The following is a 13,605-nucleotide window of genomic DNA, read 5'->3' on the forward strand; positions in this document are numbered from 1 at the left end:
CGATTTCGCAGGTCAGTGGTTTGCACTGCTGGTCCTGGTCGCGGGGGTCGTCGGTCTACTCGCCCCTGGGCAGGCCGCCCCGTTGGCCCCGTACACACCGATAATGCTCGGCGTCATCATGTTCGGGATGGGCCTGACGATGCGCCCGGTGGACTTCGCCATCGTCGCGAAGCACCCCAAGGCCGTCCTCCTCGGCGTCCTCGCCCAGTACACGGTCATGCCGCTCCTGGGCTGGGGCATCGCCCACGCGCTCGGCCTGCCGCCCCTCCTCGTCGTCGGCATGGTCCTGGTGGGCTCGTCGCCCGGTGGCACGTCCTCCAACGTCATCGTCTACCTCGCCCGCGGCGACGTGGCCCTCTCCGTGGCGATGACCTCCATCTCCACCATGCTCGCCCCGCTGGTGACCCCGCTCCTCGTGCTGGGACTCGCCGGGTCGTCCCTGCCCGTCTCCGCGTCCGACCTGTTCCTGTCGATCCTCCAGGTGGTCCTGTTCCCGGTCGTGGCGGGCCTGCTGCTGCGCATGGCGGCGAAGAGGTTCGTGGAGAGCATCCTGCCGGTGCTGCCGCTGGTGTCGGTCGTGGGCATCGTCCTCGTCGTCGCCGCGGTGGTCGGGGCCAACGCCGACGCGGTGCTGTCCACCGGACTCCTCGTCGCCCTGGCCGTGGTGCTGCACAACTCCCTCGGCCTGGGCCTGGGATACCTGGTCGGCGTGGTCGGCGGGATGCCCGAGAGCGCCCGGCGCGCGGTCAGCGTCGAGGTGGGCATGCAGAACTCCGGTCTCGCCGCCGCCCTCGCCACCGCGCACTTCGCCCCGCTCGCGGCCCTGCCCGCCGCGCTGTTCTCCGTCTGGCACAACCTGTCCGGCGCGGCCATGGCGACCTACTGGGCCCGCAGCGCCCCCCGGGACGAGACCGGGAGCGAGGCCGGTGCCGCATCCCCGGAGGCCTCCCCCCGGGACTGACCCGCCCCAGGACGGAGATGCCGTCGGCTATCCGGGTCCGAACGCTGTGCCCCGCAGGTCCTCACCTGCGGGGCACAGCGTCGTCAGCGGGTGCGGTGCGCCGGCGGGTGCGCGCCCGAGCCGCACCCGCGTCCCTGTGGGGCCTCGAGGAAGCCGACCGGGCCGCGCGCCGGGGCGGGACTTCCGGCCAGGGCCCTCCGCCCGGGCAGGGCCGCTACGACGCGGCGGCGTGGGCGATGGCCTGGGCGCCGGCCCGCAACATGTTCCGGCTGATCCACCTGAGAGCACGGTTGGCGATCCTGCCCCGCACGGCGTTGGGCCAGTCCATGCGCAGGTGCAGCCCGGCGTGGTCGCCGACCGGCTCGATGACGATCCGCACCGTACGGGAGGCCTCGGAATCCGGGTCCCGCGTCCAGGTGACCTCGCGGTCGGGGACACTGTGCGTGATCGTCTCCCGGACCGTCTCTCCCGACGCCGTGGTCAGCTCCACGACACCGCCGCCGAGCCGCCGCGACGACACGGCGGACGGCTCCCACTCACTCCGGCGCTCCGGGTCGCTGACCAGCTGCCAGACCCGTTGCGCCGACACGGGCGCCTCGAGGTCGTAGGTCGTGTACTCCCGCCCCTCGGGCGGCTGGCCGTCGGCGGGGGAGCCGTTCGCCGGGGACGGCTCGGGGGCCCGGGGAGTTGCCGACGGCTCACCGAGGCCACGCCGGATCTCGTCGGTGTCCACGTCCAGCCGGTCGAGCAGCCGCCGCACCCGACCTCCCTCGTCGTCGATCAGCGCCGCGAGCAGGGCTGCGTCGCCCCCGGCCCACGGGCAGTCGAACTCGATCTCCTCCAGGCGGGGAGTGAGCGGAAGGAACCCCGGCGGCTGCCCGTCGGAGGGAGCCGGCACGGGCGCGTCGATGCCGAGCAGGGAGAGATCCTCCCGGAGGAGCTCGCCGATCGCCGAGCGCACCTCGGACAGACTCACCCCGGCGTTCATGAGCAGACGGGCGCCCGGGCCGCCGTTGACGAGAATCCCCAGGAGCAGGTGCTCGAAGCCGACTTCGTGCCGGCCCGCGCGCGCTGCTTCGCGGCTCGCGGCCCCCTGGATCGCGGCCCGGTCGTATCCCCTGCTGAGCAGGCCCTGCTTCGACGGGTTCGTCATCGTTGTCCTCTTTCGATCGCTTCGACGTGACGCAGCCGTTTTCCGTACTTCTTGTGGACGGCCTGACGGGTCACCCCGAGCGCGGCGGCGATGGAGGTCCACGACTCGCCCGCTCGCAGGGCCTCCTCGACCTGCCGCAGTTCCAGGGAGTCGACCACCGTGCGCAACGAGGCGACGGCACGCAGGCCCTGTACAGGGGTCGACGTGTCCGAGGCGACGGCTGCCAGTTCTACCGCGTCCATGCCGTCAACCTAGGTTGCGCGACCTTCGCTGTCAACCTGGGTTGCGCGTGTGTGTCGGTGCGGGCTCGCGCGGCAGACGGACTCCGCGCCGGTGGCGGGGCATGGTGCTCCGGGTGGCATCGTTTCTGGAAAACACCCATGAGGACGGTTTCGTCGCCTTCGGTGCCTGAGCGCTACCCGTGTGGGGCGAGGTTCATGTGTTGTCCCCATGGCCTGAACCGGTCGCCGCTCTTGCTGTGATCAGTGCGCGACCCAGGGTGATTGTTGGCAGGCTGCTGTGTATGCCTGAGCAACGTCGTCCGCATTCCCTCCCCTGCTCCGGGTTCCTCGCGCTCGCGCTCACAGCGGCCCTGGGAAACCCCCACATGCTCCTCGCACCCTGCGCCCCTCCAGCCCAGATCGCCACCAGCGCCCCCGCGGAGGAGAGGGACACGCCAGCCCGTCGCAAGACCCCCGGCGGGCACGACCGCGTCCGTGCGCGGGGACGCTGTCCGCGGCCCCCGAAGCGGCCCCTGGGGCTGGTCCCGCACCCCCGCTGCCACTTCGACTGACCACTCCCCGATGAGAGGCCGGCGCCCGGGCTTCCAGCCGACCCGGGCGCCGGTCCGTCAGACACCCGGTTCCGGCACCGTGCGGACGTCGCTGATGGCGGCCGTGCCCGGTAGAAGGGGCGGATCTCGCGCCCGAGACCGTTCTCCGCGAGGCGACGTGTACGTCCCCCCGGGGATGTCGAGTTCCGCGGATGCTGAGCGCGTCGGGTATTCGCGCACTGTAAGACGTGGCTCGGGTTGAGTCGCCACACATGGGCCCCGAGGCCACCGCCCGCCCTCTCGTTGTCCGCGCGACGATCGATGACGGGCGGTGGCCGTTGTCGTGAACCTGCTGAGACCGGTGCTTGCCTGAGCGCCGGGTCTGCCGGGGCCGACCGCCCTCGCCGGTGGCTACATCAGGCAGTCCAACGCCGCCAGGGCGTCCTGGCGGCGCAGGAGGTCGTGGAAGTTCTGGTTGCGGTAGTTGCGCAGACATCCGTAACAGGACGTCTCCACCCCGCAGTCGCATTCGTCGACCCGTGCCCGGGCCGCTGTGAGCACGTCCGGGAACGCCGCGGCGATCCGTTCGGCGCCGCCCGCGCCGCCGGGCACCGTGTCGAACAGCACCAGCGCCGTGGTTCCCCCCGCACGCCGGAACATCGCTCCCTCGATGTCGTCCCGACTGATGTCCAGTGCCGAGGAGGCCCCTTCGAGCAGCGCGTACAGCAGTGAGTGGCGGCTCTGCGGTGAGGCCCTGCCGACGTCGAGCCTTCCGCCGAAGGAGATGTCAATGATGTCGGTCTCGTACCGGTGCGCTAGGGAGAGGTGGCTGAGGGGCCCGGCGCACTCCGTCCCCTTCATGGGGTTGATGTGCTCGGTGGGGGGCTTGCCTGCGGCCGTCCCCCTGCCCCAGCCGCACCAGCCGCAGATCCGGTACCCCTGACCGGCCGGACCGTCGGAGATGGCCACGAGCTCTCCCCTGCTGCCCGCACGGCAGTGCACCTCGCCCCCACCCGGCAGCGGCCAGAGGTAGTCCCTGGGCTCGGCGGCCAGCCTGAGAACGTGGGTGGCTCCGTGCCACGAACGCTCGGGTGCTTTCGTCCCGGCGGGCTCCACACGGGCGTCGGCCACGAATCCGAACTCGGGAACGATGTACTTGGTCGGCACACCCCGGGCCATCGCGCCGCAGGAGCGGCACACGGCCTCCAGTGGGTCCTTGGACTCGCTGTAGTAGCCGCACTCCTCACAGGCCCGGTAGTGGTAGGCGTGCAGGTTCCGCCCGGGCAGGCGGTACACGCCCGCCGAGGTCCACTTCTTGCCGCCCGCGATGATGGAACCGCCGGGCGCGTACTCGTAGATGGCCGAACGCCGGTCGCGTGCCAGTTCCAGCTTTCCTCCGACGGCCTCCTTGGAATGGTGGGTCCGCAGTTCGACCGTGTCCACGGGAAAGCCGTACTTGGGCAGGACGTTGCGGGTGGCCAGGAAACCCAGTAGCGAACGCTTCAGGACCGTGTTGATGGTCTCGCCGAAACGCGCGGCCAACCTGTCCTTGCCTGCTTCGAAGGCTTCCAGGCGCCGACGCCTGAAATCGGTCACGTCCTCGACGACCTCCTCCCGTAGGACCTCCAGAAGGTCGCACAGCTCGCCGACCCACCTGCCTTCGTCGACACCCATCTCCCGCGCGACATCCTCGGGCAGGACGCGCCGCAGCGCACCGGTGACGCCCTCCGGAACGGGGGACAGGAAATCCCGTACCCGGGCGACAGGCGCGGGTGCTCCCTCGTCATCGGACAGGAAGAACTCACCGGCGCGCTTCCAGGACTCCCCGGTCTCCTGGAACCAGTGGCGGAAGAACGCCGCCAGGGCCACGGAGTGAGCGTGGCGCCGGTCGATGCGGACGTTGCCGAGCGGTACGTAGGGGGCACGCACCTGACCCGCGATCATCTTCTCCGGCTCCTGGTAGCGGAACAGGTCGTGGGAACGGCGCTGGGCGTAGGTGACGACCAGCGCTGCGGAGTCGCTGCGCCGCCCCGCCCGGCCCGCCCGCTGCACGTAGTTCGCCGTGGTGGGGGGCATGTTGCGCATGAACACCGACTGGAGCTCACCCACGTCCACACCCAACTCGAACGTGGTCGAACAGGACAGGGCGTTCACCCTCCCTCCGATGAAGTCCTGCTGGATCTGAGCGGCGACCTTGCTCCTCCACTGGGCGGTGTGCTCACTGGCGGAGAGGGCGACCGGGTTCAGGGTGCGGTACAGGTGGCGGTAGTGGTCGGTGTCCTTGTCGGGGTCGGGGATGTCGTAGGGACGCAGGGTCCCGGGGCAGTTCATGGTCGGGCACACTCCGCGCACCGACACCGGGTGCAGGCGCCGGCAGCTGTCGCACTGGTGGGGGGCCGTGTCCGGTCCGACCTGTGAGACCTCCAGATCCCGGTGGCTGACCTGGAAGACCGTGCCCAGACCGCGCACGTCCGACGACACCAGCCACCCGTCCGGTGTCGAGCGCAGGAAATCCCAGATCTTCGCGAGCACCGTCCTCGGCTCCTCGGCCGAACCCAACCGCTTCAGGACCCGGTCCAGGTAGTTCAGACGACGGTTCTGCCCCGAGGTGGGCAGCCAGCTGATCACCTTCCTCCTGCGGTCGGCCCCGGTCTGCCGGACGTAGATGGGGCCTCGCCGCGGCGCGAACACCTCGTCGTCGGCGGCCACGTCCTCGGGCATGGTCAGAGCGCCCTGTTGGCGCAGCGTGCGCGCCAGTTCCCCGAACAGGTCCCACACCTCCTGCTCCTCCAGCCCCAGGAGCCTGGTGAAGGCGGGGGGAAGCCTCACCCCGCGGGGGCGCGTCAGCCCGACCCGGAGCAGTCCCCGGCCCTCCAGCGACTGCCGGTCGTCGATGCTGACCAGTTCGCCCATCACCCAGGGGGCGACGGTGGCGGTCCGCTTCAGCTTGGACACCTTGTGGTCGAACTCGCCCGCGCGCTTCGCGGTCCGCGCGGTCGCGTCCACCAGGTCGTCCACCCGCAGCTCGTCGTCGGGGTCGTGAATGGCCGCCATCCCGTCGAGGATGAGGCGGCGGCGCTGGTACAGCCGGTAGCTGCTCTCCAGGTAGGGGGCGAAGAACGCGGCGGACTGGCGGCTGTCACTGAACATCAGCAGTTTGCGGCCGCCCCCGGGACGGTCGGCTACCTGGGCGTCGGTGTCCTCCGGCAGCGCCTGGTACAGGGCCGTGGCCACCACGGCCGGGGAGGCGTCGTGTCCGCTCTCGAACCGGCGCAGGGTACTGCTTCCCAGAGCGCCGCAGTTCAGGCAGCGGTCGGCCCGGTCGCCGCGCGTCCTGATCAGGCGTACCTCGCGCAGGGAGCGGTCGGGGCACGTGACCGCGCACGCCCCGCCCGGCGAGTCCGACAGCGTTCCGCACCCGGCGCACAGGTAGCGGCTCTGAGGGTTGGGCTTGTGTCCGATCTCGAGGGTGTCGTCATCGTCGTCGAGGGTGATGGGCGCGGTCCCCATGTGCAGCCACTCGGGAGTCTTCTGGCGTGAACCGGGCGGCAGCAGCCTCAAGCCGGTCCCCGCAGCCTCGAGGCTGCCGACCAGGTAGAGGTCGCCGCAGCGCTTGCACGCCCCGAACTCGAACGCGGGGGCCGAGCAGTCGGCACAGGTCTCGTGCCGGGCCAGTGACACGTGGGGCCCGCTCTCGGACAGACAGGTGAAAGCTCCGTCGGTGGCCCGGGTGAACAGGTGGTAGCGGGTGGACAGGAGCGGACTGCCGTCCGCGTCGCTGATCGCGCCCGCCAGGGCCACCAGGTCGGCCAGCGCGCGAACCCGGTCGCCCGCGGTCAGGTCCGCGGCCGCGCCGGAGGTGTCCGGCACGGCCGAGAACAGGTCCTCGGCCAGCTCGTCCAGGGGCCTGGGACCGCCGCTGGCCAGCAGGACCCGCAGGTGCTGGAACCGCCTCTCCCCGGCCAGCAGGTGGAACGCGTCGGGTCCGTCCGCACCGTGGAGGGAGGCTGCCTCCCGCAGGGCCTGTCCCGGGTCGGATGCGCGACGCGCGGCGTGGTAGTCGACCGCGGGCAGCGGCCCCCACACGGTGTCGGGCATGGTGTCGCGGCGGGTGGCCCGGATCAGGTCCTGCCGGTCGGGGTCGCCGTCATCCCACGTGAAGGGTGCGTCGAAGAGCCGTTCGGCGAAGGTGGTGACCGCACCTGGGTCGTCGCCCACGGTCGCACTGGTCGCGATGCACTGGAGCTGCTGCTCCGGTGCGACGCGGTCGCGCAGCCTGCGCAGCAACATCGCCAGTTCGGCGGCCTTGGCCCCGTCGTAGACGTGCGCTTCGTCCAGGGCGATGAACCGCCAGTGGCCGGAGTGCTCGCCCTCGAACAGGTCCAGGTCGGCCGGCCGGAGCAGTAGATATTCCAGCATCGCGTAGTTGGTCAGCAGCAGGTGGGGCGGGTCGCGGCGCATCCGCTCCCGGCTGAGCAGTTCGTTGGGAAGCGGAGCCAGGCCCGGGTGCAGGTCGCGGAAGGAGTCCAGGGCCTCCTCCTCGCTCTCCTTTGTCTCGCCCGTGTAGCGGCCGAAGGTGATGTGGGGGCTGCTCGCCAACAGCTCCTCCCGCAGCCGCTTGAGCTGGTCGTTGGCGAGCGCGTTCATCGGGTAGAGCAGGATCGCCCGCACCCCGGGTCCCAGCTCGCCGCGTTCGTGCTCGGCCTGGATCTCGTTGAGGATGGGCAGCAGGAAGCTCTCGGTCTTGCCTGAACCGGTGCCGGTGGCCACCACCAGGTTGCGTCCGGCGCCGGCCTTGCGGACGGCCTCCTCCTGGTGGGTGTAGAGCGGGCGGTCCAGGTGGATCGCGGGTCCGTCGGGCGCGGCGAACCCGGGTGCCAGGACCCCCTCGGCGATGAGCTCGCGCGGGGTGCGGCCTGTCTCGTAGGCGGGGGTTGCCTCCAACAGCGGCCCCTTGCTGAGCAGCGGGCTTTCGGCGATCTGCTCGTGCAGGGCCTCCGCCAGCACCGGGTCCCGGAGGGGGAGGAGCGAACGCAGGTAGCGGCGGTAGGCGCCGCTGATCATCGTGCTGACGTCGATGGGGTCGATCTGGGAGGTCATCGGGTCTGCTCCTTGGCGAGGCGGGCACGTTCGGCTCCGGCGAGAGCCAGTTCGGCCAGGACTATGTCGATGCGGACGAGGTCGGGCGCGGTGCGGGCGAGGTCGCCCCACAGCGTCCGCTGACCCCGGGCGAGCGAGGCGAAGGCGGGCACGCCGCGGGCGGCCAGTCGTGCGGTCAGGGCCATGGCCAGTGAGGCCGCCGGAAGGTTGCGCCAGGGGGAGGCCCCGGCGGTGTGGCGGGGCTCCAACAGCGCGGTGGTCGGACCCCGGTAGGTCTGTGACAGCCCTCTGGCCAGGCGGAGGACGCTGTCGGTGATATCGGTGGCGGCCCGCCGCACCCGGTACAGTTCGGACCGGTTGCGCGCGGTGAACAGCCCGAGCGCCGCCTGGGTGCGTGAGTCCTGGTCCAGCAGGGCTCGGGGCACGACCCGGGCCTCCCTCCAGATCGCGGTGACCTGTTCCTCGGGCATGAGTGCCAGCTGCTCGGCGGTGGCGTCGAACCTCCCCGATCCGCGCGCCGGGTCCGGGTCGCCCCTCAGCAGGTCGGTGGCGATCGGGCCGCACCGCTGCTCCAACTGCTCCAGGAGGTCGGCGTGCTCGGGCGCGGGGGAGGCGGTGTCGACCAGGGGCAGGAGGTCGCTGGTGGCCAGGACGGCCGCGACCGGCAGGCGGTGCCACAGTTCCGCCGCCTGGTCGGCTGGGACACGGCTGCCCGCGGGCACCGTGACGATCCCTCCGGCGACCAGCGCCCACACGCTCTCGTCGGCGTCGGGCCGGGCGGTCCCGTGCGCGAGGAGGGCGGGGACGGGGGAGCGGCCGAGCGCGGTGGCGCAGGCGTCGATCCGGTCGGCGGCCACATCGGTGAGCAGCGAGGCCGAGGCACCCAGCACCCGCCACAGCCGGGCGGCGTTGTCGTGCGTCAGGGGAAGCGTGTCCAGGCCCTCGCCGGTGGCGAAGGCCGAACACAGCAGCTCCTCCTCCGGATCGCCGCCCTCGGGCCGTCCGGAGAGGTCGCAGGTCAGGGAGTTGGGGTCACCCGCTCCGGGCCAGCGCGGCCAGTCGGTGAACGACCACGGGTCGTCCACGGCGAGCAGGATCCGGACCGGTCCGGCGAGCCCGGGTGGCAGGGCGATACGGCCTTGCGCGGAGACGGGCAGGACCGTCGGCGGACGCCACGGGGCACCACACGTGTACACGGCCGCGCTGACCTCGTCGATGCCGGGGAATCCGTCGAGCTCCACGGCGCCCTCACGGAGTTCGGCCCCGTTCGCCAAGCGGCGGGGACGGACGAGGGCGACGGGGACCACCGCGCCGTCGTGGCCGAGGACCAGGCGCAGGTGCCGCCGGGCCGCGGCGGTCTCCACGATCTGGCCGAGGGGGTAGCGATGGGTTCCCGGTCCCACGGCCGAGCCCGCGTCCACGCGCTGAACGACCTCGTCGCCGTGCAGGACGTGCAGGGGGGCGGGGTGGGCGCCGTCCCCGGGAAGCCGGACGAGGAGGTCCCCGTAGTCCGCGACGGTCTCACAGTCCAGCCGCAGCGGCTCGGCACGCCACTGCGGGGCGTGCCCGCCCGTGGTCAGCAGGCGGATGTGCGGAGGACTGACGGTCACGGGCAGGGCCGACGTTCCCGACCGGAGCGTCGCGGGGAGAGCGGATTCGCCAGGGGTGAAGGACAGGCGTTCCGGATCTGCGTCGGCGCCCTCGGGGGAGGACAGGCACGTCTGGGCGGGGACCAGCCCGCGGGCCTCCAGGACACGGACACCGGGGCTGTGCCGAACCCCGAACCCCTCGGCCAGCGTGATCTGGCGGTTGATACCGCGGCCCAGGGGGCCGCGCACGTTCACCGTGAAGGAGCCCACGACAGGGGAGGCGCCCTCGAAGAGGCGCACGTGTTCACCCGAGTGGGCCCGCACGCGGGAGACCAGGCGCCCCTCCTCTGCCGAACGCACCTCCACCTGCCACTCCACCAGGGCGCCTTCCGCGTCGGGGAGCACGACGGTGGGGCGTTCGGCGTGAACGGGGACGCCGTGCGGCGTGTTCACTCCGGGGAGGGGCGCCGACACCTCCAGTCGTGGCCGCTCACGGCCCCGCACCCAGTGCTCGCGGTGGTTCTCCAGGCCCATCCGCGCGTTGCGCTCCAGGCGCAGCCGGAGCAGGGTCCAGCCCTCCCAGCCGTAGGGCACGTCGAACCGGCCGAGTCGTCCGACGCCCTCGGAGAGGTCGAGGGTCTGGGCGGTCGGGTGCAGCACCCACACCGGCCCCGGTGGCAGCGCCGTGTCGGATTCCACCAGGGAGCCGGCGTCGTCGAAGACCAGCAGGGGGTCGTCGGGGTCGATCAGGGTCAGCTGCTCGCGTACACCGAGCCCCTTCGGGGTGACGCTCACCGACCTGGTGGGCCGGGGCAGGGCGAACACGGTCTGTTCGCCCGCCCCCGCACCCCACCGGGGACGGTCGCGCACGGTACGGGTGCCGTCGTCCGTCGTGATCTCCCACAGGACGTCGAGGTTGGCGCTGTCCTCGATCGAGGGCAGGACGAGGTGGACGCCGTGGACGGAGGGGTCCAGCCGCAGGCGGGGCCGGGTCGTGCGCGGTCGGGAGGCCGTGGAGAGGGTGTGCCGGGGAAGCGCCCCTCGGCTCCCGGCGCGTTCCAGGGCCTCCAGCGCGGGTGCGTGGAAGCGTGGGAGCAGTCCCGCCTCGCGGGTCTTCGACGCGGGGTCCTCACGCAGCAGGTCCAGCAGTTGCAGGCACCGCTCGATGGTCTCCAGGGCGTAGTCGCCGCCGGAGGAGAGGAACCTGCGGGCGGGGATGTCCAGGTCCTTGAGCCGGTGACGGCCCGAGACCGCCCACAGGTGGAGTCCGTGCGCGTCCACGCCGGGATCGACGGAGCCGCGGTGCAGCAGCAGGTCGAAGAGGTCGCCCAGGCAGTAGGTGGGGATGCCCGAGTGCATCAGGATCGGGTCGACGTACCGGTGGTTCATGCCGGGGAAGGTGTCGACGCCCAAAATCTCGAGGGACCGCAGGAAGTTGGTCCCCCACGCGTCGCGGTCCTGGCGGGACGCGCTCACCCGGGTGGTCTCCCACAGGGACGGCCAGAAGGTGCCGCTCGCGTAGCGATGGGTGGCGATGCCCACGGTGACCGCAGCCGTGCACGCGGGCCAGCGGTGCAGCTTGGCACGCTGGTACACGTCGAGTTCCTCGGTGAGGACGGAGCCCAGCGCCCGCGCGGCCTGGTCGAGCTGCTGCTGCCGGAAGGGGGCCTCGGAGACGAGGGAGACCGACTCCAGGTGCGGACGCCACTCGGACTCGCGGATGTCGAGCAGCTGCCGGGGCGTGACCTTCTGGGCACGGGCCGGAACGTCCTCCTGTTCGAAGGGCAGGGGAAGGGGCATGGACATGGCCGACTCCAGGGGGGTGTGTCGTTGGCACGGCGTAGGATCACCAATGTCATCAACATAGAGAGTGCGTGAAAACATTGTCAACCAGTATTTGGCTGTGGTGTACTGTCCTCAGTTCTGGAAGGGAGGGCCTCGATGGCGGAACACGCACACGTGACCGCGGCAGACATCGCGCGGATCGCGCGGGTGAGCCGAACCACGGTCAGTAACTGGCGCAGACGCCACAAGGACTTCCCGCAAGCGGTCGGGGGCACGGGCAACCGCTCGCTGTTCGACCGGGACGGGGTCGAGGAGTGGCTTCGACGCGGCGGGCGGCTTCCCGAGCGCGCGCCCCACGAGGACGTCTGGGAGCGGGTGCGCGCACTCGCCTCCGAGGGCGGCGGCCTGGAGGACACGGTCGCCGATGTCCAAGCCCTTCTGCTCGGCCTGGTCCGGGAGGGGGGAGATGAGGATTCCTTCGTCGTAGCGGCGCGGGAGCGCTTGGCCGTGAGCCAGGGGGGGAGCGGGCTGGCCGAGGAACTGCTGCGGTCGGCGCCCACCCAGGCCCTGGCCCGTGAACTCTCCGATCATGTGCATGACGCCTACCAGGACGCTCTGGGTGGCAAGGCCCACGTAACGCCTGGGCCACTGGCGGAGTTGATGGCCGACCTGGCCGGTGTGCGGGGCGCCGACGTACTCGATCCCGCGTGCGGCACCGGAACACTGCTCCGGGCCGCCTCGGCGCGGGGGGCCTCGGACCTGTCCGGCCAGGAGGTGCTCGTGTCCCTGGCGGCCCTGGCCCGCGCGCGCACGGCGATCGTGTCCGGCGACGTACCCGCGGAGATCGTGCCGGGCGACTCGCTGACCCACGACGGATTCCAGGGCCGCCGCTTCGACGCGGTGCTGTGCAACCCGCCCTTCAACCAGCGGGACTGGGGGGCGGAACAACTCGCCTACGACGAGCGCTGGGCCTACGGCGTGCCCCCCCGGGCCGAGTCCGAACTGGCCTGGATCCAGCACTGCCTGGCACACACCCGGCCCGGCGGCCGCGTGGTCGTGCTCATGCCCCCGGCCGCGGCCTCCCGCCCCTCGGGGCGGCGCATCCGCAGCGAACTGCTGCGCCGCGGGGCGCTGCGTGCGGTCATCGGCCTGCCCGTGGGCGCCGCGGCGCCGGTCCACGTGGCCCTGCAGCTGTGGGTGCTGTCCCCACCCGAGGCGGAGGCGGCGCCGACCCCCGTGGTGCTCTTCGTCGAAGCAGCCGCCGGCGCGGTCGCCGGTTCCGACGGGAGCGAGCGCCGCCCCGTCGAGTGGGAGAAGGTCAACCGGGCCGTCACCGACACCTGGCGCGGCTTCCTCAGGACCCCCGGGACGACGGCGGACGTCCCCGGCTTCTGCCGTGCCGTGCCGGCGATCGAGCTGTTGGACGACACCGTGGACCTGACCCCCGACCGCCACCTTCCCGTGGCCGCACCGCAGGCGGATCCCGCCGAGGCCCGCACGCGTGCCGGGAAGGTCCGGCGCAGGCTCCTCCTCGCCCTGGACAGCACCCGCTCGTCGGTTCCCGGAGAGGGATGGGGCGCCCAGGACGGGGAGCGGTGGCAGATGGTCACGATCGCCGACCTGGGCCGGTCCGGTGCCCTGGTCGTGTACCAGGCGGTGTCCTCACCCCTCGTCGAGCCCGACGAGGGGAACGGCCCGAGGGTACTGACACCGGGCGACGTCAACAGGAACGTTGCGCCGAGCAAGCGTCTGCCCGAGCCCGTGGATCCCGAGGAGACGGGCGACCGGACCATCCGGGCCGGCGACGTGATCGTCCCCGCCAACATGGCCAGGGGAAGGCACTCCCGGGTCAGGGTGGCCGCGGACACCGACGCCGGGGCCCTTCTGGGGCACCAGCTGTACCTGCTGCGCTCGGATCCCGCGCACGTCGACCCCTGGTTCCTGGCAGGGTTCCTCGAGGACGAGGACAACCTGCGCCGGGCGGGGCACGGGTCGACGGTCCTGCGCGTGGACTTCCGCCGACTGCGCGTCCCCCTGCTGCCGCTGGAGGACCAGCGGCGCTACGGCGCCGCGTTCCGCGAGCTCCACGAGTTCCGGACCGAACTCGACCGCGCCCGCGAGGCCGCGTCCGATCTGGGGGAGCGCCTCGCAGGCGGGCTCCGGTCCGGGCTTCTCGCGCCTCCCGCCCCTCTCCCGGGAGGGGCCGCGGACGCTCCCTGAACCCGCCAGACTGAGAATCCTCCAC

General features: G+C 72.1%; 6 protein-coding genes. 2 read left to right on the forward strand and 4 right to left on the reverse strand.

Going from position 1 to position 13,605, the window contains the following annotated elements; translation table 11 throughout:
- Positions 1–961 (forward strand): bile acid:sodium symporter family protein (locus tag Q8791_RS16105; RefSeq protein ID WP_330092530.1); only part of this gene is annotated, 961 nt, incomplete at its 5' end.
- Positions 962–1,175: 214 nt separating this feature from the next.
- Here Q8791_RS16105 and Q8791_RS16110 read toward each other — a convergent pair.
- The 4 genes from Q8791_RS16110 to Q8791_RS16125 all read right to left on the reverse strand — a co-directional run bounded on the left by Q8791_RS16110 (position 1,176) and on the right by Q8791_RS16125 (position 11,381).
- Entirely contained in the window at positions 1,176–2,114 is a 939-nt protein-coding gene (locus tag Q8791_RS16110; RefSeq protein WP_330092531.1) for an SRPBCC family protein, read from the reverse strand.
- Entirely contained in the window at positions 2,111–2,356 is a 246-nt protein-coding gene (locus Q8791_RS16115) for a hypothetical protein (protein WP_330092532.1), read from the reverse strand. Before Q8791_RS16115 ends, Q8791_RS16110 begins: the two co-directional genes overlap by 4 nt.
- Before the next feature lie 941 nt (positions 2,357–3,297).
- Positions 3,298–7,986 (reverse strand): DEAD/DEAH box helicase, encoded by a 4,689-nt coding sequence (locus Q8791_RS16120; protein WP_330092533.1) that lies wholly within the window; start codon positions 7,984–7,986, stop codon positions 3,298–3,300.
- Complete coding sequence (locus Q8791_RS16125) at positions 7,983–11,381, reverse strand: hypothetical protein (protein ID WP_330092534.1); 3,399 nt, start codon at positions 11,379–11,381, stop codon at positions 7,983–7,985. The genes Q8791_RS16120 and Q8791_RS16125 overlap by 4 nt, the downstream gene beginning before the upstream one ends.
- A 135-nt stretch (positions 11,382–11,516) precedes the next feature.
- Between Q8791_RS16125 and Q8791_RS16130 the strand changes: the two genes are divergently transcribed.
- A complete protein-coding gene (locus tag Q8791_RS16130) occupies positions 11,517–13,580 on the forward strand; it encodes an N-6 DNA methylase (RefSeq protein WP_330092535.1) in 2,064 nt (687 codons plus the stop codon).
- Positions 13,581–13,605: the final 25 nt, after the last annotated feature.

Source organism: Nocardiopsis codii (assembly GCF_036327455.1).
In the GTDB taxonomy this organism is placed as follows: domain Bacteria; phylum Actinomycetota; class Actinomycetes; order Streptosporangiales; family Streptosporangiaceae; genus Nocardiopsis; species Nocardiopsis codii.